This is a genomic window from Tsuneonella litorea (genome assembly GCF_025154015.1).
GTDB classification, from domain to species: Bacteria; Pseudomonadota; Alphaproteobacteria; order Sphingomonadales; family Sphingomonadaceae; genus Tsuneonella; species Tsuneonella litorea.
Genome location: NZ_JAOAMV010000005.1, coordinates 263511 through 287415 on the forward strand (window position 1 = coordinate 263511; position 23905 = coordinate 287415).

The 23905-nt window shown below is 68.4% G+C and carries 22 protein-coding genes and 1 riboswitch; of the genes, 20 read left to right on the forward strand and 2 right to left on the reverse strand.

What is annotated here, in order from left to right:
- The first annotated feature begins 34 nt into the window (after positions 1 to 34).
- Positions 35 to 406: a tRNA-binding protein gene (locus tag N0B51_RS11525; protein ID WP_259962513.1), complete on the forward strand. Its 372-nt coding sequence runs from the start codon at positions 35 to 37 to the stop codon at positions 404 to 406.
- A gap of 68 nt (positions 407 to 474) precedes the next feature.
- Here the strand turns inward: N0B51_RS11525 and N0B51_RS11530 are convergent, their stop codons facing one another.
- Positions 475 to 2811 (reverse strand): TonB-dependent receptor, encoded by a 2337-nt coding sequence (locus N0B51_RS11530; protein ID WP_259962514.1) that lies wholly within the window; start codon positions 2809 to 2811, stop codon positions 475 to 477.
- A gap of 146 nt (positions 2812 to 2957) precedes the next feature.
- Here N0B51_RS11530 and N0B51_RS11535 point away from each other — a divergent pair, with 146 nt between their 5' ends.
- The 19 genes from N0B51_RS11535 (at position 2958) to N0B51_RS11625 (ending at position 23664) form a co-directional block, all read left to right on the forward strand.
- Complete coding sequence (locus N0B51_RS11535; protein ID WP_375545960.1) at positions 2958 to 4949, forward strand: alpha-glucosidase; 1992 nt, start codon at positions 2958 to 2960, stop codon at positions 4947 to 4949.
- Entirely contained in the window at positions 4946 to 5959 is a 1014-nt protein-coding gene (locus N0B51_RS11540; RefSeq protein WP_259962516.1) for a LacI family DNA-binding transcriptional regulator, read from the forward strand. The genes N0B51_RS11535 and N0B51_RS11540 overlap by 4 nt, the downstream gene beginning before the upstream one ends.
- Entirely contained in the window at positions 5956 to 6870 is a 915-nt protein-coding gene (locus tag N0B51_RS11545) for an aldo/keto reductase (protein ID WP_259962518.1), read from the forward strand. The genes N0B51_RS11540 and N0B51_RS11545 overlap by 4 nt, the downstream gene beginning before the upstream one ends.
- The gene (locus tag N0B51_RS11550) at positions 6867 to 7955 is read left to right on the forward strand and encodes an LLM class flavin-dependent oxidoreductase (RefSeq protein ID WP_259962519.1); all 1089 of its coding nucleotides are present in this window, start codon (positions 6867 to 6869) and stop codon (positions 7953 to 7955) included. Before N0B51_RS11545 ends, N0B51_RS11550 begins: the two co-directional genes overlap by 4 nt.
- A gap of 3 nt (positions 7956 to 7958) precedes the next feature.
- On the forward strand, positions 7959 to 9443 hold the full coding sequence (locus tag N0B51_RS11555) for a glycerol-3-phosphate dehydrogenase (protein ID WP_259962520.1): 1485 nt from the start codon (positions 7959 to 7961) through the stop codon (positions 9441 to 9443).
- The gene (locus N0B51_RS11560; RefSeq protein ID WP_259962521.1) at positions 9440 to 10009 is read left to right on the forward strand and encodes an NADPH-dependent FMN reductase; all 570 of its coding nucleotides are present in this window, start codon (positions 9440 to 9442) and stop codon (positions 10007 to 10009) included. Before N0B51_RS11555 ends, N0B51_RS11560 begins: the two co-directional genes overlap by 4 nt.
- 1 nt (position 10010) lies before the next feature.
- Positions 10011 to 10601 carry a 3,4-dihydroxy-2-butanone-4-phosphate synthase gene (locus N0B51_RS11565; protein WP_259962522.1) on the forward strand — a complete coding sequence of 197 codons (591 nt, stop codon included), beginning with the start codon at positions 10011 to 10013 and terminating at the stop codon, positions 10599 to 10601.
- A gap of 158 nt (positions 10602 to 10759) precedes the next feature.
- Positions 10760 to 11260: a DUF305 domain-containing protein gene (locus N0B51_RS11570; protein ID WP_259962617.1), complete on the forward strand. Its 501-nt coding sequence runs from the start codon at positions 10760 to 10762 to the stop codon at positions 11258 to 11260.
- Complete coding sequence (locus N0B51_RS11575) at positions 11257 to 11760, forward strand: DUF6692 family protein (protein ID WP_259962523.1); 504 nt, start codon at positions 11257 to 11259, stop codon at positions 11758 to 11760. Before N0B51_RS11570 ends, N0B51_RS11575 begins: the two co-directional genes overlap by 4 nt.
- Positions 11761 to 11848: 88 nt before the next feature.
- Positions 11849 to 12862 carry an ArsR/SmtB family transcription factor gene (locus N0B51_RS11580; RefSeq protein WP_259962524.1) on the forward strand — a complete coding sequence of 338 codons (1014 nt, stop codon included), beginning with the start codon at positions 11849 to 11851 and terminating at the stop codon, positions 12860 to 12862.
- Positions 12859 to 13764, forward strand: coding sequence for a methylenetetrahydrofolate reductase [NAD(P)H] (gene metF / locus N0B51_RS11585; RefSeq protein ID WP_259962525.1), 906 nt, complete (start codon positions 12859 to 12861; stop codon positions 13762 to 13764). Before N0B51_RS11580 ends, metF begins: the two co-directional genes overlap by 4 nt.
- Positions 13761 to 14807, forward strand: coding sequence for a homocysteine S-methyltransferase family protein (locus N0B51_RS11590; RefSeq protein ID WP_259962526.1), 1047 nt, complete (start codon positions 13761 to 13763; stop codon positions 14805 to 14807). Before metF ends, N0B51_RS11590 begins: the two co-directional genes overlap by 4 nt.
- A 19-nt stretch (positions 14808 to 14826) precedes the next feature.
- The gene (metH, locus tag N0B51_RS11595; protein WP_259962527.1) at positions 14827 to 17439 is read left to right on the forward strand and encodes a methionine synthase; all 2613 of its coding nucleotides are present in this window, start codon (positions 14827 to 14829) and stop codon (positions 17437 to 17439) included.
- Positions 17415 to 18359, forward strand: coding sequence for a sulfite exporter TauE/SafE family protein (locus tag N0B51_RS11600; protein ID WP_259962528.1), 945 nt, complete (start codon positions 17415 to 17417; stop codon positions 18357 to 18359). Before metH ends, N0B51_RS11600 begins: the two co-directional genes overlap by 25 nt.
- Positions 18360 to 18430: 71 nt before the next feature.
- A riboswitch (glycine riboswitch) is annotated at positions 18431 to 18522 on the forward strand.
- A gap of 157 nt (positions 18523 to 18679) precedes the next feature.
- The gene (gcvT, locus tag N0B51_RS11605) at positions 18680 to 19822 is read left to right on the forward strand and encodes a glycine cleavage system aminomethyltransferase GcvT (protein WP_259962529.1); all 1143 of its coding nucleotides are present in this window, start codon (positions 18680 to 18682) and stop codon (positions 19820 to 19822) included.
- The gene (gcvH, locus tag N0B51_RS11610) at positions 19819 to 20190 is read left to right on the forward strand and encodes a glycine cleavage system protein GcvH (protein WP_259962530.1); all 372 of its coding nucleotides are present in this window, start codon (positions 19819 to 19821) and stop codon (positions 20188 to 20190) included. The genes gcvT and gcvH overlap by 4 nt, the downstream gene beginning before the upstream one ends.
- A 33-nt stretch (positions 20191 to 20223) precedes the next feature.
- Positions 20224 to 21585: an aminomethyl-transferring glycine dehydrogenase subunit GcvPA gene (gene gcvPA / locus N0B51_RS11615; protein WP_259962531.1), complete on the forward strand. Its 1362-nt coding sequence runs from the start codon at positions 20224 to 20226 to the stop codon at positions 21583 to 21585.
- A complete protein-coding gene (gcvPB, locus tag N0B51_RS11620) occupies positions 21582 to 23177 on the forward strand; it encodes an aminomethyl-transferring glycine dehydrogenase subunit GcvPB (RefSeq protein WP_259962532.1) in 1596 nt (531 codons plus the stop codon). Before gcvPA ends, gcvPB begins: the two co-directional genes overlap by 4 nt.
- 4 nt (positions 23178 to 23181) lie before the next feature.
- Complete coding sequence (locus N0B51_RS11625) at positions 23182 to 23664, forward strand: ABA4-like family protein (protein WP_259962533.1); 483 nt, start codon at positions 23182 to 23184, stop codon at positions 23662 to 23664.
- 51 nt (positions 23665 to 23715) lie between these two features.
- Here the strand turns inward: N0B51_RS11625 and N0B51_RS11630 are convergent, their stop codons facing one another.
- On the reverse strand, positions 23716 to 23847 hold the full coding sequence (locus N0B51_RS11630) for an entericidin A/B family lipoprotein (RefSeq protein WP_259962535.1): 132 nt from the start codon (positions 23845 to 23847) through the stop codon (positions 23716 to 23718).
- Positions 23848 to 23905: the final 58 nt, after the last annotated feature.

Sequence of the window (23905 nt, forward strand, 5' to 3'; positions counted from 1 at the left end):
TCACCCGAGGCACCGGGTGGGCTAAGGTGCGCCGATGCACCTGAATCACGATCCCGCCAGCCCGCCAGCCGCTGAGATCGGTTTCGACGATTTCCTGCGCGTCGACATTCGCGTCGGCCGCATTGTTTCGGCCGAGGCCTTTCCCGAGGCGCGCAAGCCCGCCTACAAGCTGACGATCGATTTCGGGCCTGGCGTGGGCGTCCGGCGTTCGTCGGCGCAGATATGCGCACGCTATGCGCTCGATGACCTGCCCGGGCGGCTGGTCGCGGCGGTGATCAACTTCCCTCCGCGCCAGATCGGCAAGTTCATGTCCGAGGTGCTGACCGTCGGGTTCGCGGACGCCGAGGGCGAAGTCGTCCTGTTCGCGCCCGATCGCGACGTGCCGCTGGGCGCGCGCCTGTTCTAGATGCACGAACGGCCGCGGAGGGGAGCCTCCGCGGCCGCCGTTTTACCCGGACCCGTCGGGCTTGTGTCTTAACGCAAGCGCGCGCGCAGGCTCACGCCGAAGTAGCGATCCGCATCCCGCGGGATCTGCAGGCGCTGGCCGTTGCTGACGTTGAGCAGCGCGTAGCTCTGGTCGGTGATGTTTCGCGCGTGGAACGTCAGCCGGAAGCGGTCGTCCGCGTCCGAGAAGCCGATCGAGGCGTTCCAGATGCCGTACGGGTCGATCGGGCCCTGCTCGCCGAGGTCCGAGAACTGCTTGCTGACGTGCCGGAAGTCGGTGTCGAGGTAGAGCCGCGCCGCGCCGAGATCGGCCTCGTAGCTGCCACCCAGCGTGTAGACGAACTTCGGGGCGAGCGGTAGCTGGGTGCCGTTGCGCGCGTCGGGCGCGTTGGTCGCCGGGTTCGGGTTGAACTGCTTGACGAAGGCATCGGCATAGGCCGCGCTCGCGCGCAGGGTCAGCCCGTCGACCGGCACCGCCAGCAGGTCCGCCTCGAAGCCCTTCGACTTCACCGTTCCCGCGTTGGTCAGGTTGGTCACGACCGCACCGTTCAGCGTGACGAAGTTGTTTGCCTGGAACCCGTCGTACTCGACCGTGAAGGCTGCCACGTTGAGCTGGACCCGGTTGTCGAGGAACTGGGTCTTCGCGCCGATCTCGAACGCGTCGGACGTTTCCTCGTCGATCGGCACCGCGTTGGTCGGTGCGGTGTGGTTGAAGAAGACGTTGAACGCCGGTCCCTTGTAGCCGCGCGTGTAGCTGCCGTAGAGCATGACGTCGTCGCTCGGGGTGATCTGGACCACCGCCTTGCCCGACAGGTTGCCGTTGTCGCTGTTTCCGCTCGAGGTGTTGGTTCCGTTGCCGCCTGCCGCGATCGTGCCGCCTGCCGGATTGCCCGAGACACCGGGGCCGGTCGCTGGCAGGCCCGTCGCCGCGTTGACGCCCGGCGCGCGGGTGTGGACGTAGGTCAGTTCGTCCCACGTGTAGCGCAAACCGCCGGTGAGGGCGATCAGGTCGCTCAGGCGCCAGGTGGCCTGGCCGAAAAGGGCGAAGTTCGACGACCCGACGTCGCTGTTCGAGGTGGCCGTGGGGAACAACGTGTTGACCGTATCGGCGACGTTGCAGGGCCGCGCGCCGCTGGGAGCGACCGGGAGGGTCGAGGTCGAGCAGGTGATGTCGCGGCGGGTGAAGGTCTGGGTGTTGTCCGAATGCCAGGCGAAGGCGCCGACCTGGTAGAAGAACGGCATTGCCGGATCGGACGCCACCCGCGCCTCGACCGAAACCTGCTGGGTCGTCACCAGGCCGGTATCGTGGAGCTGCGCGGTCCCCACGATCGCGCGCGGCAGGAAGTCGCCCTCGCGGATCTCGGTGTTTTCCCAGTTGCGATAGCCGCCCACGACGCTGAGCGTGTGGGTGTCGGTCAGGTCGAAATCGCCCGACAGTGTCAGGCTCCACTGGGTGTCCTTCGTCTGGGTGACGAGGTTGTGGTTGACGTAACGCTGGTCGAGCCCCTGCGCGACGCCGCCCGGCAGCCCGAGTTCGGCATCGAGCACCGCGCCGCGGCTGACCGTGGTCACGTCGGCGCAGCAATCGTCGTCGGCGCGGAAATAGTCCGCGATGAACCGCAGCTTCGCGATGGCCCCGTCGTAGTCGACGATGCCCCGCGCGCCGTAGTGCTCGTATCCGTTGACCTTGTTGTCCTGGCCCCCGAAGACGTTGGTGATGTTGCCGTCGTAGTTGCCGTAGAAGCCGGTCACGCGAGCGGAGAGATCGGTTCCGAGCGGGCCGGACAGCGAGCCGCGCAGGCGATACTCGTCGCCTTCGTAGTATTCGGCCCGTGCCTCGGCCTCGAGGCTGTCGGTGCCGCCCTTCGACACGATGTTGACCAGGCCCGCGCTCGCGTTCTTGCCGAACAGGGTTCCCTGCGGCCCGCGGAGCACTTCGATCCGTTCTGCATCGACGAGATCCATGAACGCCTGGCCGGAACGGCTCAGCACCACGCCGTCGACGACCGTCGACACGCTCGGTTCCGCGGCGATCGAGAACGTGATGGTGCCCACGCCGCGCATCACGATCGCGCTGTTGGCGCTCGTGGTGCCCTTGCGGAAGGTCACCGAGGGGACGAGCTGGGTCAGCCCTTCGAGGCTGGTCGTACCAGTCTGCTCGAGGCGGTCGCCGGTCAGCGCGGTAACCGCAATCGGCACGTCCTGGACGTTCTCGGCCACCTTGTTCGCGGTGACGATGATTTCCTGGATGCCGCCCTGATCGGCTTCCCCGGTCGCGTCCTGCGCGAGTGCAGGCGAAGCGACGGCGAACGCGACGATGCTGCCCGACAGCGCGAGCGCCCGGCGTCCAATCCCACCACGGATCATGAAACTCTCTCCCTTCCAAAGCGTCTTTTTGTTGCGCTTGAATTGCGCGCGTCGCCTCGATATGTCAAGCGGTGTCACATCGATCGCTCGACCGCGATCGGGCAGGATGTGGCGCGGGTGCCACACCGGGGGAGAGATTGGCGGAAATCCTCGACTATCACGCGACCGGCGACGGATTCGAGTTGCGTTATGGCAGCCGGGTCGTCGTTCGCCATAGCGCAAGCTGTCCTGCGGTGGTCATCGCCCGGGGTGCGCCCGCGGTGACCATGCTGCGCGGAAACTTCCGGATCGAGGACGCCCCGTCGGACGAACGCGCCCTCGTCGCCTGGCGCCGGGTCGAAGGCGGGATCGCGTTCGACGGTGCCCTTCTCGCCTGGGACGATTCGGTGCTGACCGTCACCGCGACCGACCTCGACTTCGACCGGCTCTACGTGCGGTTCCATGCCGAGCCGGGGGAGGCGGTCTGGGGCGGTGGCGAACAGATGAGCTATCTCGCGCTCAACGGTCGCCGCTTTCCGATGTGGACGAGCGAGCCGGGGGTTGGCCGCGACAAGGCGACCGAATTGACCCGCGCGATGGATGCGGACGGCATGGCCGGCGGCGATTACTGGACCACGAACTACCCCCAGCCGACTTTCCTCACCAGCCGCTGGCTCGCGGTCCACCTCGACGCCAGTTGCTACAGTGTGCTCGACTTCACCGACCCCGCCGCGCACCGGGTAGAGGTCTGGGCGAACACCGCCCGGTTCGAGCTGTTCGCCGCCCCAGGATCCAAGCCGCTGGTGTCGCGCCTGTCCGATCGGTTCGGCCGCCAGCCGCCGCTGCCGGACTGGGCGATCGAGGGGGCGATCGTCGGCCTCAAGTCGGGCGCCACGAGCTTCGACCGGCTGGACCGCTTCGTCGCTGCGGGCGCCGCAGTTTCGGGGCTGTGGTGCGAGGACTGGGCGGGCATCCGCGAGACGAGCTTCGGCCGCCGCCTGTTCTGGGACTGGCAGGTCGGCGCGCGCAGCGAGGCACGCTATCCCGGCCTGGAATCGCGCATTGGCGACCTTGCCGCGCGCGGCATCCGCTTCCTGGCCTACGCCAATCCCTACCTCTCGACCGACGCCGACCTGTTCGAGGAAGCCCGCGAAGGCGGCCACTTCTGCCTGAGGCCGAGCAGCGACGAGGTCTACCTCGTCGATTTCGGCGAGTTCGACTGCGGGGTGGTCGATTTCACCCGCGCCGAGACCCGCGACTGGTTCGCCGAGCGAATCCTGGGCCGCGAGATGCTCGACCGGGGAATCATGGGCTGGATGGCCGACTTCGGCGAATACCTGCCGACCGACGTCCGCCTTGCCGACGGCAGCGACCCGATGGAGGCGCACAATCGCTGGCCGGTGCTGTGGGCCGCGGTCAACGCCGCCGCGCTTGCCAGCCGCGGGAAGACCGGCGACGCGCTGTTCTTCATGCGGGCGGGCTTTTCAGGGGTGCAGGCGCACTGCCCGCTGCTGTGGGCGGGCGACCAGTCGGTCGACTTCACTCGCCACGACGGGATCGGCACCGTCATCACCGCCGCGTTGTCGGCAGGGCTGGTGGGCAACGCCTACAGCCATTCGGATTGCGGGGGATACACCTCGCTGCTCGGTAACGTGCGCAGCGAGGAACTGATGCAGCGCTGGTGCGAGCTTGCCGCGTTCGCTCCCGTCATGCGAAGCCACGAAGGCAACCGTCCGGACGACAACCTGCAGTATGACAGCTCGGACGAGCTGCTCGCCTGCTTCGCGTTCTGGAGCCGGGTGCACGCCGCGCTGGCCCCTTATGTGCGCGCGCTGTGCGGGGAGGCGGCGCTCAGCGGGCTGCCGCTGCAGCGGCCGCTATTCCTCGAGTACCCGGACGACCCTTCGCTGTTTGCGGTGCAGGACCAGTATCTCTACGGACCCGATCTCATGGTGGCTCCGGTGATCGAGGAAGGCGCGGTCGCGCGCACGGTGGTACTTCCCGGCGCCGGCGACTGGCGGCATCTCTGGACGGGCAGGGACTTTGCGCCCGGCGTTCACGCCATCGAGGCCCCGCTTGGCCGCCCGCCGGTGTTCTATCGCCCCGAAAGCGCGCACGCCGCGCTGTTCGCACAGTTCGCACAAGGGAACCTGCCATGAGCGAGCGTGCCAACATCCGCGACGTCGCCGCGCGTGCCGGGGTCGCGGTCAAGACCGTCAGCCGCGTGCTCAACGGCCACCCGTACGTCAGCCAGGCGATGCGCGAGCGGGTCGAGGAAGCGATGCGGGAACTCGACTTCCGCCCCAGCGTGGCGGCCCGGATCCTGTCGGGCGCGAAGTCCAACCAGGTCGCGCTGATCTACGACAATCACAGCCCCTATTACATGTTCCAGATCCAGAAGGGCTGCTGGGACGTGTGCCACGAAAAGGGCATCCGGCTGCTCGCCCAGCCGGTCGACGTCGACGATCCCGACGTGGGCGAGCAGGTGCGCGGGCTGATCTCGGAAACCCACGTCGACGGGATCATCCTGTCGTCTCCGGTGACCGACTGCGAACCGGTGCTCAAGACGCTCGACGCGCTCGACATACCGTTCGTCCGCATTTCTCCTGGGACCAACCACGCGCTGACCAGTTCGGTGTTCATGGACGACGCGCAGGCCGGCGACGACATGACCACCCACCTGGTCAACCACGGACACCGCCGGATCGGTTTCGTGAAGGGCCACCCGAGCCACATGGCGAGCGAGGAACGGCTTTACGGCTATCGCAAGGCGCTCGACCGCGCGGGCATCCCGTTCGAACCCGCGCTGGTGATGGATGGAGAGTTCGATTTCGAAAGCGGCGTGCGCGCCGCCGCCGCGCTGCTTGGCGGGCTGGAGCCGCCGACCGCGATCTTCGCCGCGAACGACGACATGGCCGCGGGCGTCCTGGCGGAAGCGCACTCACGCGGAATCGACGTGCCCGGTCAACTGTCGGTCGCCGGCTTCGACGATACCACGCTGGCGCGCACGGTCTGGCCGCCGCTGACGACGATCCACCAGCCGATGGCCGAACTGGCGCGCACTGCTGCCGAAATCCTCATCGCGGGGGGCGAGACAGTGCATCGCCGCCTGCCCCACCAGTTGGTCGAGCGTGCCTCGGTCGCACCGCCCGCCAGGAGACCCGAATGAGCCTTTTGCCCGCCCTGCCTGCCACCCGTTCGCTCGGCGCCGGCGCGATCCCCGTTTCGCCCATCGCCTGGGGCATGTGGCGGCTCGCCGAGGACGGGCGCTCCGCAACCGACGCAGTGGCGCTGGTGCACGCCGCACTCGACGCCGGCATCACCTTTCTCGATACCGCCGATATCTACGGCTTCGACGGGTCGCGCGGGTTCGGCGACGCCGAGGCGCTGCTGGGCGAGGTCCTCGCGGCTGAGCCCGGCCTGCGCGCGCGGATAGTGCTGGCAACCAAGGGCGGTATCCGTCCGCCGCTGCCTTACGACCAGTCAACCGAATACATCGCCGAGGCCATCGACGCATCGCTCCGCCGACTGAGGCTCGACACGATCGACCTGTGGCAGGTCCACCGGCCGGACATCCTTGCGCATCCGCAAGAGGTCGCGCGCGCGCTCGATGATGCGGTCGCGGCCGGCAAGGTGCGCGAGCTCGGCGTCTCCAACTTCACGATGCCGCAGATAGAGGCGCTGGCGTGCTTCCTTGGCCGGCCGCTTGCGGCGACCCAGCCCGAGATCAGCCCGCTCAGGATCGACTGCTTCGAGAACGGCGAGCTCGACCAGGCGATGCGCATGAACCTGGTCCCGCTGGCTTGGTCGCCGCTTGGCGGCGGGCGCCTGCTCGCACCCGAGCGCGCGCGTGACACGGCGGTGGCGGCCGAGCTCGATCGCATCGCGGCCGAGCAGGGCGTCAGCCGCAGCGTGGCGGCATACGGCTGGCTGATGGCGCACCCGGCAGGGATCATTCCCATCGTCGGTTCGCAGAGCGCGGGGCGGATTGCCGAGGCCGCCAAGGCGCTGTCCATGCGCTGGACCCGGCAGGACTGGTACGCGGTGCTCGTCGCCGCACGAGGAGAGAGATTGCCATGACCCGACAGTGCGAGATCGCGTGGTTTTCCGCGCTGTGCGATGACGACTACGAGTTTCTCGGCGTTCCCGATCCGCAGCTCCAGTCGAGCTGGGAGCACTGCCGCAACATCGTCCTGCGCGCAGAAGAGGGCGGATTCGACAACATCCTCCTGCCGTCGGGCTACCAGCTCGGCCTCGACACCACCGTCTTCGCCGCCGCGATGGCGCCGATGCTCCAGCGGATGAAGCTGCTTTGGGCGACGCGTATCGGCGAGGACTGGCCGCCGCAGCTCGCGCGCCGGATCGCGACGCTCGACCGCATCCTCGGGCCGAACGCCGAGGGGACCGCGGGGCGCCTCAACGTCAACATCATCTCGTCCGACATGCCCGGCCAGTCGATGCCGGGCGGGCCACGCTACGGCCGGGCGACCGAGGTGATGAAGATCGTCCGCGCGCTGCTCAACGGGGAGAGCATCGATCACCAGGGCGAGCACTACCAGCTCACGCTCGACCCGCCGCGGGTCACGACCATCAGCGGCAAGTGCCCGCCGTTCTACTTCGGCGGCCTGAGCCACGAGGCGCGCGAGTGCGCGGCCGAGGCGTGCGACGTCTACCTCATGTGGCCCGACACGATCGACAAGGTGCGCGAGAACATCGCCGACCTGACCGCGCGGGCGGCAAAGTACGGCCGCTCGCTCAAGTTCGGCTACCGGGTCCACGTGATCGTGCGCGAGACCGAGGAAGAGGCGCGCCAGTATGCCGACCGGCTGCTGTCGAAGCTCGACGACGAGGCCGGCAGGGCGATCCGCGAGAAATCGCTCGACGCGAAGAACTACGGCGTCCAGCGCCAGGCCGAATTGCGCAGCGCGGCGGGCGGCGACGGCTTCGTCGAGGACAACCTGTGGACTGGCATCGGTCGGGCGCGCTCGGGCTGCGGGGCCGCCATCGTGGGAACGCCCGACCAGGTGCTGGCAAAGCTGCGCGCCTACCAGGACGAAGGCATCGAGGCATTCATCCTGTCGGGCTATCCGCACGTCAACGAGTGCGACATGTTCGCTCGCTATGTCCTGCCGCACATCGAACACGGCCCGCTGAAGTTCGACTGACGAATGACCGAGGCTTTCCCCCTCTACGACCTCGCGGTGATCGGCGGCGGGGTGAACGGCTGCGGAATCGCGCGCGACGCCGCGGGACGCGGGGCGAAGGTGCTGCTGCTCGAGGCGTCCGACCTCGCGAGCGGGACGTCGTCGAAATCGACCAAGCTGATCCATGGGGGCCTGCGCTACCTCGAGCATTACGAGTTCGCGCTCGTTCGCGAGAGCCTGTCGGAGCGCGAGCGGCTGCTCGCCATCGCCCCGCACATCGCGTGGCCGATGCGGTTCGTCCTGCCCCACGTGCCCGGCCTGCGCCCGCGCTGGCTCGTGCGCGCCGGCCTGTTCCTTTACGACCACATCGGGGGGCGCAAGCGGCTCGCCGGGACCGACAGTATCGACCTGACGGCCCACCCCGCGGGCGCCCCGCTCAAACCCGAATTCCGCAAGGCGTTCGTCTATTCCGATTGCTGGGTCGACGATGCACGGCTGGTCGTGCTCAATGCCCGTGACGCGGCCGATCGCGGCGCCGAGGTCCGCACGCGCTGCGCGGTCACCCGGCTGGCGCGCGACGGCGAACACTGGCGGATCGAGGCCGGTGGCGAGACATTCGCCGCGCGCGCCGTGGTCAATGCAGCGGGGCCTGCCGTGCTCGACGTGCTCGAGGCCGGCCATGTCCGGCCCGACCGGGCAATGCGGCTCGTGCGCGGGTCACACATCGTCGTGCGCAAGCTGTTCGATCACCCGTTCGCCTATTTCTTCCAGCTGCCCGACGGGCGGATATTCTTCGCCATTCCATACGAACGCGACTTCACGCTGATCGGGACGACCGACGTCGATCACGACGGCGGCCCGGTCGAGGCGAGCGCGGAAGAGATCGCCTACCTGTGCGAAGGCGCCAGCCGCTTCTTCCGCCGGGTCGTCTCGCCTGACGACGTCGTATGGACATATTCGGGCGTGCGCCCGCTGATCGACGACGGGTCGGGAAGGCCCGAGGCCGCGACGCGCGGTTACGAACTGGACCTGTCCGAACCGGACGAAGGGGCCACGCTGCTGACGGTCTACGGCGGCAAGATAACAACCTATCGCCACCTTGCGCAGGAGGCGGTCGAACTGCTCGGCGAACGCCTGGTGGCACTGCGGGGCGACGGCTGGACCGCCGATGCGGCGCTTCCGGGCGGCGATTTTGCGGTCGACGGGGCGGCCGATCTCGAAGCGCGGTTCGCCAAGAGCTTCCCGTTCCTCGCCGATGCCGCGCACCGGCTCGTGCGGGCCTATGGCACCACCGCTTTCGCCATTTTCGAGGGCGCAGCGAGCATGGCCGACTGCGGTCGCGATTTCGGCCACGGCCTCACCGAACGCGAGGTGCGCCACCTTGCCGCGCGCGAATGGGCGCGCAGCGCCGACGATGTCCTTTGGCGCCGCAGCAAGCTCGGGCTACGGTTCTCACCCGCGCAGGCGCGGGCCCTCGACGAATTCATGCAAGAGGAGTTTTCCGGGTGACCATCAAGATCGTTGCCGTCGGGGGCACGGTGAACCCCGGCAACTCGACCGAACAGGCGCTGCGCCTGGCGGCGTCCACGGCGGAAGAAGCGGGCGCGGACGTGACGGTGTTCGGAAGCGAGTACCTGCGCGCGCTGCCGCATTACCGGGGTGAGGGCTATGGCATCAAGGACGGCGCCGAGTTCGTCGAGGCGGTGCGCCAGGCCGACGGGGTGATCGTTTCGGCACCCGGCTATCACGGGTCGATCTCGGGTCTCGTCAAGAACGCGCTCGACTACCTCGAGGACCTCGCGAAGGACGAGCGCCCCTATCTCGACGGTCGCGCGATCGGCCTTATCGCCACCGCCTATGGCGATCAGGCCAGCATGAGCACGCTGCAGACGCTGCGCTCGGTCGTGCATGCGCTGCGCGGTTGGCCGACCCCGATGGGCGCGACGGTGCGGGTCTATCAGGGGCTGTTCTCGCCCGACGGCGAATGCCTCGAGGACCGCGCACGGATGCAGCTCGAGATGGTCGGCCGACAGACCGTCCGCGGCGCGCGCGCTCTTTCGGCGATGGGGCGCTAGGATGGCGCCCAACCTGGAAGACGCCCTTGCGGCGCTTGCGGCCGGGCGGATGATCGTCATCACCGGCGACGAGCATCGCGGTGGGGACATCGATTTCTGCGTCCCCGCGCGCGACGCGACTGCCGAGGCAATCAACTTCATGGCGCTGCACGGGCGTGGACTGGTGTGCCTCGCGATCACGCCCGCGCGCGCGATCCGCCTTGGCATAGAACTCATCAATCCCGGGCGGGAGAACCAGTCCGGCCGCCCCCACGGCCGGTCGATCGAGGCGGCGAGCGGCGTCAGCACGGGCATTTCCGCGGCCGACCGGGCGCATACGATCCGGGTTGCCGCGGCCGACGATGCCACCGCGAGCGACCTGATTTCGCCCGGCCACGTGTTTCCCCTGATCGCGCGCGAGGGCGGGGTGCGCGAGCGTCGCGCGGCCACCGAAGCCTCGATCGAGGCCTGCCGCAGGGCCGGCGCCGGGGATGCGGCCGTGATATGCTCGATCATGCGGGACGACGGCGAAATGGCGCGGATCGACGACATCGCGGGCCTGATCGCGGAACACCGGCTGCCCGTCCTCGACATCGAGCAACTCCTGCGCTGAGGGGGCCTGAGCGCGCGTTCACCCCCGGCTGGCGGAACGTTTCGGGCGAGAGCCGTTGAACCTTCTGAACGGAAGGAGACTGCGCAATGGCGGATGCCCGCGACGACGGCGAGGGACACCACAGGGCCGGGGACGGCCCTTATGTCAAGTTCATGGCGATGATCGGCACCTCGACGGTGGTGATGTTCGCCCTCATGTACCTCAACACCTACTCGATCGACCACGTGTTCTGGAGCGAAACGCGGTTCTGGATGGCGTTCGTGATGGGCGCCGCGATGATGGTCGTGATGCTGCTGTTCATGTGGGGCATGTACAGGAGCACGACGAAGAACGTCGTCATCCTGGGCGTCGCCGCCGTCGTCTTCGCGCTGGCGCTGTGGCTGGTGCGCAGCCAGTCGACGGTCGATGATACCGAGTACATGCGGGCGATGATCCCGCACCACTCGATCGCGATCATGACCAGCGAGCGCGCGCACATACGCGATCCGCGCGTGCGCGAACTGGCCAAGGGCATCATCGTCGCCCAGCGGCGCGAGATTGCCGAGATGAAGTACCTGATCGACGACATCCACCGCAACGGCGTGCGCACCGATGAACGCATGCCTGCCGGACTCGGATCGCCGGCATCGCAGGACGCTCGCGAAGGAGAAATGCAATGAGGGCTCTCGTACTCGCCGCGCTGCCGCTGGCGCTTGCCGCCTGCAACCAGAACACCTCTGCCGGCGCCGATCGCGAGGCGGAGGTCGCACCGCCGCCGACCGCCGCGCCGCGGGCCGGGGCCGCCGAGGCACTCAGCGGAATTGCCACGCAAGCGATTGCCGTGGAAACGCTAACCGACGCCGATCTGGCGGCGCTCGGGCAGGACGCCGGATCGTGTCGCATCGTGCTGACCGAAGTCGGCAAGCCCTCGCTCGCCTATGAGGACGGGGTTCGCGCGACCATCAAGCTCAACGGAAAGCTGATCACCCTGCCTGGAAGCGGGTCGGGCGAATACGCGGACGCCGGCCTGAGGGTGGCCTTGCGCGAAGTGCCTGGCGAGGGCGACGCCGGTCTTCCCGAAGAGGAGATGATCGTCGTTCTGCCCGGCGCGAAGGACGAACTGGGCTATCGGGGTTATCGCCAGTGCAGCGCAGACGAAGCGCCCGATCGGAGCGGCTGACGTGGGACGCCCCGGCTCCGCCCGGAATTCAGGAGCCGGTCTGACTTCATCGCTTGACTTTCACATATAAAGATACCTTTATATCCGCATGACGATCGAAACGGTCATGCGCGCGCTCGGCGACCCCACGCGGCTGCGGATCATGCGGCTGATCGGGACGATGGAACTCGCGGTGGGTGAACTGGCGCACGTCCTCGGCCAGAGCCAGCCGCGCGTGTCGCGCCACGTCGCGATCCTTGCCGACGCGGGCCTTGCCGAGAGGCGGCGCGAAGGCAGCTGGGTCTTCCTGCGCCAGTCGCACGCCGCCGGAAAGGCGACCGTGGCCGCGGTCGCGCGGCTGCTCGCTGCCGCCGAGGACGAGGACGAGCAGTTCGCCCGCACGTGCGAGGAGGACCGGCGCCACCTCGCCGCGATCCGCGACGCGCGCGAGGCGAACGCGGCGGAGTTCTTCGCCCGCCACGCCGGCGAGTGGGACCGCCTGCGCGCGCTTCTGGCACCGGCCGAGGCGGTCGAGGCGGCGCTGGTCGATGCGCTGGGCGTCGACGCGCTGGGCGAGGTGCTGGACATCGGCACCGGCACCGGTCGCATCGCCGAACTGCTTGAACCCGACGCCGCGAAGGTGACCGGTGTCGACAAGAGTCCCGAAATGTTGCGCCTCGCCCGCGCGCGTTTGCAGAACCTGCCCGCCGGGCGGGTCGAGCTGGTGCAGGGCGATTTCGCCGCGCTCCCGTTCGAAGCGGACCGGTTCGATACCGTGGTGTTCCACCAGGTGCTGCATTACGCGCAGCAACCGGACTACGCGCTGGCCGAAGCGGCGCGGGTCTGCCGCGCGGGCGGGCGGATCGTGATCGCGGACCTTGCCGCGCACGATCGTGAGGAACTGCGCCGCACGCACGCGCACGCCCGGCTGGGGTTCGCCGACGAACAGATGGAGGCGATGCTCGCGCGCCACGGGTTTGCCTGCGGTCCGGTCGCCACGGTCGAAGGCGGGGAACTGGCGGTCAAGGTCTGGGCGGCCCGCCGCCTGCCGCCTTCGGTATCGCGCATCGGCGGCGCGCGCGAACTGCCCGCCGCCGCCCGGCGCAAGGCGGCCGCCCGATGAACGCCGACATCGCCCTCGGCTCGCCGCTCTACGCCTCGCTTCCCGGCGACATCGGCGTCAGCTTCGAGTTCTTTCCGCCCAAGACCGAGAAGATGGCCGAGACGCTGTGGTCGAGCGTCGAGACGCTCGCGCCGCTGCGGCCCGATTTCGTTTCGGTGACCTACGGGGCGGGCGGTTCCACCCGCGAGCGAACCCACGCCGCGGTCGAGCGGATCATCCGCGAAACCGGCATCCCGGCGGCCGCGCACCTCACCTGCGTCGACGCGGCACGGGACGAGATCGATGGAATCGCGCGCGCCTACTGGGACATCGGCGTGCGCCACATCGTCGCGCTGCGCGGCGACATGGCAGAGCCTGGCGCGGCCTATGCCCCGCACCCGGATGGGTACGCGAACGCCGCCGACCTCGTTGCGGGCCTGAAGAAGATCGCGCCGTTCGAGATCTCCGTCGGCGCCTATCCCGAAAAGCACCCCGACAGCGCCGACGAGGCGGCGGACCTCGACAACCTCAAGCGCAAGATCGACGCCGGGGCAACCCGCGCGATCACCCAGTTCTTCTTCGAGCCCGACTGCTTCTTCCGCTTCCGCGACAAGGCCGCGGCCGCGGGGATCGACGCGGAGATCGTGCCCGGGATCATGCCGGTGATGAGCTTTGCCTCCGTCCAGCGGATGAGCGGGCTGTGCGGTACCGCGATCCCGCACTGGATGGAGACGCTGTTCGACGGGCTCGACGACCGGCCGGCGGCGCGCCAGCTCGTCTCCGCCACGGTCGCTGCCGAACTGTGCCGACGGCTCTACGCGGGCGACGTACGCAACTTCCATTTCTACACCCTCAACCGGGCCGAGCTGAGCTACGCGATCTGCCACCTGCTTGGCCGTCGGCCCGCCGGAGAGACAGCATGACCAAGCGCGACCAGTTCCTTGCCGAATGCGCCAGGCGCATCCTCGTCACCGACGGCGCGTTCGGGACCGAGATCCAGAACTGGAAGCTCGCCGAGGGCGATTACGCGGGCTCGCTCGACCTCGGGCACGACCAGAAGGGGAACAACGACATCCTCGCGCTGACCAAGCCGGAGGTGCCCGAAGCGATCCATCGCGCCTATTTCGAGGCGGGCGCCGACATCGCCGAAACCAACACCTTCTCGGCCAACCGGATCAGTCAGGCCGACTATGGGGCCGAGCATCTCGTGCGCGAAATCAACCTGGAGAGCGCTAGGCTCGCGCGGCGGCTGGCCGACGCGTTCGAGGGCAGCGACGGCCGCCCGCGCTTCGTCGCCGGGGCGATCGGCCCGACCAACAAGACGCTGTCGCTTTCTCCCGACGTCGAGGACCCGGGCTACCGCGAGATCGACTGGGACACGCTGGTCGACGTCTACCGCGAACAGGCCGAGGCGCTGGTCGAGGGCGGGGCGGATTTCATCCTCATCGAGACGATCTTCGACACGCTCAACGCCAAGGCCGGGATCATGGCGGTGAAGGAGGTCGAAAGGGCGCTGGGCCGCGAGGTCCCGGTGATGCTGTCGATGACGCTGACCGACCTGTCGGGCCGCAACCTGTCGGGCCACACGGTCGAGGCGTTCTGGCACGCAGTGCGCCACGCACGGCCGCTGACGATCGGGCTCAACTGCTCGTTCGGCGCGACCCAGCTGCGCCCGCACGTGAAGGCGCTGGCCGAAATCGCCGATGCGCCGATCATGGTCTATCCCAACGCCGGCCTGCCCAACGAGCTCGGCGCGTATGACGAGCGGCCCGACCAGACCGCGGGGTTCGTCCGCGAATGGGCCGCGGCAGGGCAGGTCAACGTGCTGGGCGGCTGCTGCGGGTCGACGCCGGAGCATATCGCGGCGATCGCGGACAGCGTGAAGGGGCTGGCCCCGCGCAAGCTCCCCAGCCCGCCCGTCGCGACGCGGCTTGCCGGCCTCGAACCCTTCACGCTGGCTGCCTGAACCCTTTAGGATATTCCCCTTGAATACCGCTGTCTCTTCCCGCTTCGTCAATGTCGGCGAGCGCACCAACGTTACCGGTTCGGCGGCGTTCAAGAAGCTCGTTATGGCCGGCGACTATGCCCGCGCGGTCGAGGTCGCGCGCCAGCAGGTCGAGAACGGCGCGCAGGTGATCGACGTCAACATGGACGAGGGCCTGCTCGACGCAGTCGAGGCGATGACCACGTTCCTCAAGCTGATCGCCGCCGAGCCCGACATCGCCAGGGTGCCGGTGATGATCGACAGTTCCAAGTGGGAGGTGATCGAGGCGGCGCTGAAGTGCGTGTCCGGCAAGCCGATCGTCAATTCGATCAGCATGAAGGAAGGCGAGGATGCCTTTCTCGCGCAGGCGCGCAAGTGCATGGACTATGGCGCCGCGGCGGTGGTCATGGCGTTCGACGAGACCGGACAGGCGGATACCAAGCAGCGCAAGGTCGAGATCTGCAAGCGCGCCTACGACCTGCTCACCGGAATCGGCTTTCCGCCCGAGGACATCATCTTCGACCCCAACGTATTCGCGGTCGCGACGGGCATCGAGGAGCACGACCGCTATGCCATCGATTTCATCGAGGCGGTCAGCGAGCTGAAACAGTTGTGCCCGCACGCGCACTTCTCCGGCGGGCTTTCCAACCTCAGCTTCAGCTTCCGCGGCAACGAAACCGTGCGCCGCGCGATGCACTCGGTATTCCTGTATCACGCGATTCCCGCCGGGCTCGACATGGCGATCGTCAACGCCGGCCAGCTCGACATCTACGACCAGATCGACCCGACGCTGCGCGAGGCGGTGGAGGACGTGATCCTGATGCGGCGGCCGGACGCGACCGAGCGCCTCATCGCGCTCGCCGAAAGCTACAAGGGCAAGTCCGCGGCCGAAGAGAAGGCCGCCGAGGAATGGCGTGGCTGGCCGGTCGAGCGGCGGCTCGAGCACGCGCTGGTCAAGGGCATCGACGCCTACGTGGTCGAAGACACCGAGGAGGCGCGGCAGAAGAAGGATCGCCCCATCGAGGTGATCGAGGGCCCGCTGATGGACGGCATGAACGTCGTCGGCGACCTGTTCGGCAGCGGCAAGATGTTCCTGCCCCAAGTGGTGAAGTCGGCGCGCGTGATGAAGAAGGCGGTCGCACACCTGATCCCCTTCATCGAGGCGGAGAAGGAGGCCTCGGGCCTCGCCGACCAGTCGAAGGGCCGGATCGTCATGGCGACCGTCAAGGGCGACGTCCACGACATCGGCAAGAACATCGTCGGCGTCGTGCTCCAGTGCAACGGCTACGAGGTGATCGACCTTGGGGTGATGGTGCCATGGGCGAAGATCCTCGAGACCGCGAACGACAACCAGGCCGACATGATCGGCCTGTCGGGCCTCATCACCCCCTCGCTCGACGAGATGGTCACCGTGGCCGAGGAAATGGCGCGCGCAGGGATGACGATGCCGCTGCTGATCGGCGGGGCGACGACGAGCAAGGTGCACACCGCGCTCAAGATCGACCCGGTCTACGACGGGCCGGTGGTCCATGTCCTCGACGCCAGCCGCGCGGTCGGCGTCGCCAGCCGGTTGCTGTCGGACACCCAGCGCGATGCCTTCGTCGAGGACACTGCCAGCGAGTATGTGAAGGTCCGCGAGGCGCGCGAGGGCAAGGCGCAGTCCGTCCTGCTGACGCTCGAGGAAGCGCGGGCGAACTATTACGACCCGAAGTATGCCGACAAGCCCGGCGTGCCGCAGCATCCGGGCGTGACCGCCTTCCCGGATTGGGACCTCGAAGACCTGCGGGGGTACATCGACTGGACGCCGTTCTTCCGCGCCTGGGAACTGCACGGGACCTACCCCTCGATCCTCGACGACGAGGTGGTGGGCGAGACCGCGCGCAGCCTCAAGGCGGACGCCGACGCGATGCTCGACCGGATCGTCGCGGAGAAGTGGCTGACCGCGAAGGGGGTCGCGGGACTGTGGCCCTGCGCGCGTGACGGCGACGACGTGACCGTCCACCTCGCCGAGGAAGAGCGCCACGTCCTGCTGCCGTTCCTGCGCCAGCAGATCAAGAAGAGCCGCGACCGGGCGAACATGTGCCTGGCGGACTTCATCGACCCGGCGGGCGACTGGATCGGCGGGTTCGCGGTCAGCATCCACGGCATCGAGCCGCATTCGCAGGCGTTCCTCGCAGCGAAGGACGACTACTCCGACATTCTCCTCAAGGCGCTTGCCGACCGGCTGGCCGAGGCGTTCGCGGAAGCGTTGCACCGGCACGTGCGCACCGACCTGTGGGGCTATGCGCCCGGCGAGCAGTTGAGCAACGAGGCGCTGATCAAGGAGCAGTATCGCGGCATTCGCCCTGCACCGGGATACCCTGCCTGCCCCGACCACAGCCTGAAGCCGGTCCTGTTCGATCTGCTCGACGCGGAGCGGCATACCGGGATCGCGCTGACGGAGAGCTTCGCGATGTACCCGACCGCGGCGGTCAGCGGGTTCTATTTCGGCCACCCCGAAAGCCAGTATTTCGGCGTCGCCCGGATCGGCCGCGACCAGGTGGAAGATTATGCCGCGCGCCGCGGCGTCGATGTCGCTACGGCCGAGCGGTGGCTGCGACCCAACCTCGACTGACCGCGCCCGCACCGGGCCGCATCGTGATCGCGGGCGCCGCCGCGCTCGCCGCGCTGTGGTGCGCGATCTGGGCCGTGGCCGATCCCGACCCGGCGCTCATGCGGTCGCTGGTCTTTCTTCCCGGCGTGGGGGTGATCGGCGCGATCATCGCGAACACGTCGGGTACCGGGGGCGGGGTGGTCTTCGTCCCGGTCTTCAACGGACTGCGCGAAGCGGGCGTGATGTCGCTCGATCCGCTCAGGGTCACCGCCGCGTCGATGGGCATCCAGTGCTTCGGCATGACGATGGGCGCGTTGCGGTGGACCGACCGATTGCTGCACCAGGTCCCTCCGCCCGATGCCCTGCACAGCGCCGTGCGCCCGAGGGACTTTGCCCTGGCGGCCGGGGCAGTGCTGGCGATTTCGCTACCTGCCATGCTGCTAACCCAGCGGATCGGGCCGGTCGACAACCGCACGATCCTCTTGGTCTACAAGGCCTTCTCGATCCCGCTGGGCGCCGCGCTCATCGTCGCCACGTGGACGCTCAACCGCAACGTCCGCGAGCGGACCGCGCTGGCGCCGGTCGACCTGGTCGTCATCATGCTGCTGGCGATCCCCGGCGGCGCGATCACTGCGCTGCTGTCGGTGGGGATCGGCGAGCTCGTCGCGCTCTACCTGTTCATCCGCCACTACCCGGTCCTGCTGTCGACCGGCGTGGCCTGCGTCGTGTCCTCCGTAAGCGTGCTCACGGGCATGATCTGGCACGTCGACCATGGAACGGTGCAGTGGGAAGTCGTGCTGCTGGCGGGACCGGGCGCGGCGATCGGCGGCTTCCTGGCCCGCGGAATTGCGCAGTGGCTCGGCGCCCGCAGGCTGAAAACGCTCGACGGTGCGTGGATCGTGCTGTCGGCGAGCTATCTCGTGTGGCTCAACTGGCGGTGAAATCTTCGATCGGTGATTGACCGAATCTCCCGGCTCGCGCAGGGCGTGCAGCGTCGCCGGGGGCAACTCCGACGTCCGCCATGGGAGAGCGCCTTTCCTCGGAAGGGCCGCCGAAGGAGCAACCGCCCCGGAAACTCTCAGGCCAAAGGACCGTGGCGGGCCGTGCGATACTCTGGAAAGCGTCCCCTTCGGCAGGAGGGGGCCACCGACGGTGTAAGCCAGCTTCGCGGCCGGCCAAACTCTCAGGTTTCCCGACAGAGGGGGTAGCGGTTCCGAAGGTGTCCTCACCGGGCATCGGCCGCGCTGTCGGGGATACGTGCGTGAGCGAGAGCGAAGAAGTCACCGAACTCGAAAAGCTGCCGCTGGACGGCTGGCACCGCACCCGCGGTGCGCGGATGGTCCCGTTCGCGGGCTACGAGATGCCGATCCAGTACGAGGGTATCCTCGCCGAACACGAATGGACCCGCAATCACGCTGGTCTGTTCGACGTGTCCCACATGGGCCAGCTCATCGTGGAGGGCGACGGCGCGGCCGACGCGCTCGAGGCCCTGCTGCCGGGCGACATCTCGGCGCTGAAGCCGGGCAAGGTGCGCTATTCGCTGCTGCTCGACGAGAACGGCGGCATCCTCGACGACCTGATGGTCACCAACGTGACCGAGGAGGGCGGGACGCCCAGGTACTACCTCGTCGTCAACGGCGCGACCAAGTGGGACGACATCGCCCACCTGCGCGAGCACCTGCCTGACGAGATCACGCTCGCCCACCTCGACGAGCGGGCACTGCTCGCGCTGCAGGGGCCGGAGGCCGCCGGCGCGCTGGAACGCACGATGCGCGGGCTGACCGAGGATTTCGGGTTCATGGAGGCGAAGACCTGGCAGTTCGGCGAGCTCGACCTCATGGTATCGCGCTCGGGCTATACCGGCGAGGACGGGTTCGAGATATCGGTCGCGGCCGACCAGGCCGAACAGCTCGCCGGGCGCCTGTGCGCCGAGCTGGAGGTCAAGCCGATCGGCCTTGGCGCCCGCGATTCGCTGCGGCTGGAAGCAGGGCTGCCGCTTTACGGCCACGACCTTTCGCCCGAAACCGATCCGGTCAGCGCAGGGCTTGCCTTCGCTATCAGCAAGAAGCGGCGCGAGGAGGGCGGCTTCCCGGGTGCCGAGCGCATCCTCAAGCTGCTCGCGGACGGTGCGCCGACGAGGCGCGTCGGCCTTGCGCTGGAAGGCCGCGCCGCCGCGCGCGAAGGGGCAAAGGTATTCTCCGGCGACAGCGAAGTCGGCACCGTCACCAGCGGCGGCTTTTCGCCGACGCTCGGCCACCCGATTGCGATGGCCTACGTCGACGCCGCGCAGGCGGCTAAAGGCACCGAACTCGAGCTCGAAGTCCGCGGCAAGCGCCTGCCCGCGCGGGTCGTCCCCATGCCGTTCGTTCCGCACCGCTATTTCCGCAAGGGAGCATCCAAATGACGCGTTATTTCACCGAGGATCACGAATGGATCGAGGTTGACGGGCAGACCGCTACCGTCGGCATCACCGACTATGCCCAGAGCCAGCTCGGCGACATCGTCTTCGTCGAGGTGCCCGCCGAAGGCACCAGCGTCGCCAAGGGCAACGAGGCGGCGGTGGTCGAGAGCGTCAAGGCGGCGAGCGATGTCTATTCGCCGGTCACAGGCGTCGTCATCGAAGGCAATCCCGCGCTCGAGGACGATCCCGCGCTGGTCAATTCCGCGCCCGAGGGCGACGGCTGGTTCTTCAAGCTCACGATCACGCAACCCAATGAGCTCGACGCGCTGATGGACGCGGAAAAGTACAAGGCGTTCTGCGACAGTCTGTAACCCGAAGGCCGCCGGCCGCACACAAGGTTCGATATGCGATATCTGCCCCTGACCGACGCCGATCGCGGCGAGATGCTCTCCGTCATCGGCGCGCCCGATGTCGACGCGCTGTTCACCGACGTGCCGGCCGCGCACTACCTGAAAGAGCCGATCGAAGGGCTGCCGCTCCACGCCAGCGAGATGGCGGTCGAGAAGCATATGCGGCGGCTGTCGAAGAAGAATCTCGCGGCGGCCGACGCGGCGTTCTTCTGCGGGGCCGGGGCCTATCGCCACCACGTGCCGGCGACCGTCGATCACCTGATCCAGCGGGGCGAGTTCCTCACCGCCTATACCCCCTACCAGCCCGAGATCGCGCAGGGCACGCTGCAGATGCTGTTCGAGTTCCAGAGCCAGGTCGCCCGGCTCTATGGCTGCGCGGTGGCGAACGCATCGATGTACGACGGCTCGACGGCGTGCTGGGAAGCGGTCGCGATGGCGGCGCGGGTGACCAGGAAGAAGCGCGTGGTTCTCTCCGGCGCGCTGCACCCCCACTACGCCGAAACGGTCAGGACCATGGCCAAGTTCACCGAGGACGAGATCGCCGGGGCGCTGCCGACGATGCAGGGCGCGCCCGACATCGACGGGCTGATCGCCCGGATCGACGAGGCGACAAGCTGCGTCGTCGTCCAGTATCCCGACATCCTCGGCCGCGTCTACGACATGACGCCGATCGCCGAGGCCGCGCACGCCAAGGGCGCGCTGCTGATCGCGGTCAATACCGAGCCGGTCGCGCTGGGCGCCTGCCGGTCGCCCGGCGAAATGGGCGCGGACATCGTCGTGGGCGAAGGCCAGTCGCTGGGCGTCGGCCTCCAGTTCGGCGGACCGTACCTTGGACTGTTCGCGGTGCGCGATCCCAAGCACGTGCGCCAGATGCCCGGCCGCCTGTGCGGCGAAACGGTCGATGCCGAGGGCAAGCGCGGCTTCGTCCTCACTCTCTCGACCCGCGAACAGCACATCCGCCGCGAGAAGGCGACGAGCAATATCTGCACCAATTCAGGGCTTTGCGCGCTGGCCTTCACGATCCACCTCACCCTGCTGGGCGAGAAGGGGCTGCGGGCGCTGGCGGCGGAGAACCACCGCCTCGCCTGCGTTGCCGCCGACCGGCTGGCCGAGGTGCCGGGAGTCACGGTCCTCAACGACAGTTTCTTCAACGAGTTCACGATCGTTCTTCCCACCGATGCGCGCGCGGTCGTGCGCACGCTGGCCGAACGAAAGGTGCTCGCCGGGGTATCGCTCGGGCGGCTCTACCCGGGCAACGACGACCTGTCGGGCGGACTGATCGTGGCGGTGACCGAGACGTCCACCGAGGAGGACATCGCGACCCTCTGCTCCGCGCTCAAGGAGGTGCTGGCATGAACGCCCCGAACAAGAGCGGCTGGAAGCCCGAGATGACCCCCGATACCGCCGCCGCGGTGCCGACCGCGACCGGCAACCGCGCGCTGATGCTCGAGGAACCGCTGATCTTCGAGATCGGCGGGAGCGAAACCACCGGCGTCGACCTGCCCGAACCATCGGAAGGCGCGAACCGCCTTGGCGGAATGGCACGGACCGAGCCGTTCGGCCTGCCCGGCCTGTCCGAGCCGGAAACGGTTCGCCACTACACGCGGCTGAGCCGGCAGAACTACGCGATCGACCTCGGGCTTTTCCCGCTGGGCAGTTGCACGATGAAGCACAATCCGCGCCTCAACGAAAAGGTCGCGCGGATGCCGGGCTTTGCGGACGTCCACCCGTTGCAGCCGGTCGACACCGTCCGCGGCGCGCTGGAGGTCATCAACGAGCTGGCGCACTGGCTGATCGAGCTGACCGGGATGCACGGCGTCGCGATGACGCCCAAGGCCGGCGCGCACGGCGAGCTGTGCGGCATCCTGTGCATTCGCGCCGCGCTCGAGGCGAAGGGCGATGCGCGCAAGGTCATCCTCGTGCCCGAAAGCGCGCACGGAACGAACCCGGCCACCGCCGCCTTTGCCGGCTACGCGGTCGAGGACATTCCGGCGACGCCGGAGGGCCGCGTCGACCTTGAAGCGCTCAAGGCGCGGCTGGGGCCCGATGTCGCGGGCGTCATGATCACCAATCCCAACACCTGCGGGCTGTTCGAGCGCGACATGAAGGCGATCTCCGACGCGGTCCATGCGGCGGGCGGATACGTCTATTGTGACGGGGCGAACTTCAACGCGATCGTCGGCCGGGTGCGCCCCGGCGACCTTGGCGTCGATGCGATGCACATCAACCTGCACAAGACCTTTTCGACGCCGCATGGCGGCGGCGGGCCGGGTTCGGGTCCGGTGGTGCTGTCGGAAGCGCTGGCGCCCTATGGGCCGCTGCCGTTCACGGCGCGGCGGCCCGACGGCACGGTCGACCTGATCGAGGAGGAGAACGCCGGCGAGGAGCACCCGCTCAGCTTCGGGCGGATGAGCGCATTCCACGGCCAGATGGGGATGTTCACCCGCGCGCTTGCCTATATCCTCAGCCACGGGGCCGACGGTCTGCGCCAGGTTTCGGGCGATGCGGTACTCAACGCGAACTACCTGCTGCGCAGCCTGGAGGACGTGCTCGACGCGCCGTTCGCGTTCAGCGGGCCGTGCATGCACGAGGCGCTGTTCAGCGACCGGGGATTCGCCGACGGGCTGACCACGCTCGACCTTGCCAAGGGGATGATCGACGAGGGCTTCCACCCGATGACGATGTATTTCCCGCTCGTGGTCCACGGATCGATGCTCGTCGAGCCGACCGAGACCGAGAGCAAGGCGGGGCTCGACCAGCTGGTCGTCGCGCTGCGTTCGCTCGCCGAGCGTGCGCGGGCGGGGGACATGAGTCTCAAGAACGCGCCGATCCATGCCCCGCGCCGCCGCCTCGACGAAACGCTCGCGGCGAGGAAGCCGGTGCTGGCCTGGAGCGAGCCCGACGTGCCCGCGGGGCATCCGACCCGCAGCGAACAGGGCGGCAGCTGAGCCCATGTGGCAGACGGTCTTCGTCGTCACCAACGGAATCGCGCTGGCGGCGTGGGCGATGCTCGTCGTGGCGCCGCGCAAGCCCTTTCCGCTTGCCTACGTGCTCTACGGCGGGGTGGGGCTGCTGTGCCTGTGCTACGCCGCGATGTTCGTCGGCCTGTTCGCGATGGTCGCCGACCCCGTGCGCGATCCGGGCCTCGCCCCTGCCGATCTGTCGAACTACTCGGTCGCGGGCCTCAAGGACCTGTTCCGCTCCGAGGGCGCGATCGTCCTCGGCTGGACGCATTACCTCGCGCTCGACCTGTTCACCGGGTTGTGGATCGCGCGCGATGCCGACGCCAAGGGGTTCCCGCGGCTGGTCCAGGCCCCTTTCCTGGTGCTGACGCTGCTGGCCGGGCCGCTCGGCCTGTTCGTCTGGCTCGCGGTGCGCGAACGGCGCGCGCGGGCGAGCGGGTGGCGCCGGAAGGGGAAGACGGGCGCCGGCTGACCCGGCGGGCGCGATAGGCCCAAAGGATCGGCGCGGTGCGCTCGCGCGGCGCTAGTCGATCGCTTCTTCGCCGGCCCGGCCGACCGATTCGATATCGCGGCCGAGACCCTTCACCGTGTTGCACGCGGTTGCCGTAAGGGCGATGGCGGCCGCGCCCAGCGCGATCATGATCTTTTTCAGCATCGTCGTTTCCTCCTGGGGCTGTGGCTCAGCGGCTCTGGTGATCAACTGGCCTGACTCG

Coding starts and splice junctions, on each gene's coding strand:
- N0B51_RS11580 (WP_259962524.1), top strand. CDS start 11,849: ATGACGATCGAAACGGTCATGCGCGCGCTCGGCGACCCCACGCGGCTG.
- N0B51_RS11575 (WP_259962523.1), top strand. CDS start 11,257: ATGAGGGCTCTCGTACTCGCCGCGCTGCCGCTGGCGCTTGCCGCCTGC.
- N0B51_RS11540 (WP_259962516.1), top strand. CDS start 4,946: ATGAGCGAGCGTGCCAACATCCGCGACGTCGCCGCGCGTGCCGGGGTC.
- N0B51_RS11545 (WP_259962518.1), top strand. CDS start 5,956: ATGAGCCTTTTGCCCGCCCTGCCTGCCACCCGTTCGCTCGGCGCCGGC.
- N0B51_RS11570 (WP_259962617.1), top strand. CDS start 10,760: ATGATCGGCACCTCGACGGTGGTGATGTTCGCCCTCATGTACCTCAAC.
- N0B51_RS11630 (WP_259962535.1), bottom strand. CDS start 23,847: ATGCTGAAAAAGATCATGATCGCGCTGGGCGCGGCCGCCATCGCCCTT.
- N0B51_RS11530 (WP_259962514.1), bottom strand. CDS start 2,811: ATGATCCGTGGTGGGATTGGACGCCGGGCGCTCGCGCTGTCGGGCAGC.
- N0B51_RS11625 (WP_259962533.1), top strand. CDS start 23,182: ATGTGGCAGACGGTCTTCGTCGTCACCAACGGAATCGCGCTGGCGGCG.
- N0B51_RS11565 (WP_259962522.1), top strand. CDS start 10,011: ATGGCGCCCAACCTGGAAGACGCCCTTGCGGCGCTTGCGGCCGGGCGG.
- N0B51_RS11590 (WP_259962526.1), top strand. CDS start 13,761: ATGACCAAGCGCGACCAGTTCCTTGCCGAATGCGCCAGGCGCATCCTC.
- gcvPB (WP_259962532.1), top strand. CDS start 21,582: ATGAACGCCCCGAACAAGAGCGGCTGGAAGCCCGAGATGACCCCCGAT.
- gcvH (WP_259962530.1), top strand. CDS start 19,819: ATGACGCGTTATTTCACCGAGGATCACGAATGGATCGAGGTTGACGGG.
- N0B51_RS11550 (WP_259962519.1), top strand. CDS start 6,867: ATGACCCGACAGTGCGAGATCGCGTGGTTTTCCGCGCTGTGCGATGAC.
- N0B51_RS11555 (WP_259962520.1), top strand. CDS start 7,959: ATGACCGAGGCTTTCCCCCTCTACGACCTCGCGGTGATCGGCGGCGGG.
- metF (WP_259962525.1), top strand. CDS start 12,859: ATGAACGCCGACATCGCCCTCGGCTCGCCGCTCTACGCCTCGCTTCCC.
- N0B51_RS11525 (WP_259962513.1), top strand. CDS start 35: ATGCACCTGAATCACGATCCCGCCAGCCCGCCAGCCGCTGAGATCGGT.
- gcvPA (WP_259962531.1), top strand. CDS start 20,224: ATGCGATATCTGCCCCTGACCGACGCCGATCGCGGCGAGATGCTCTCC.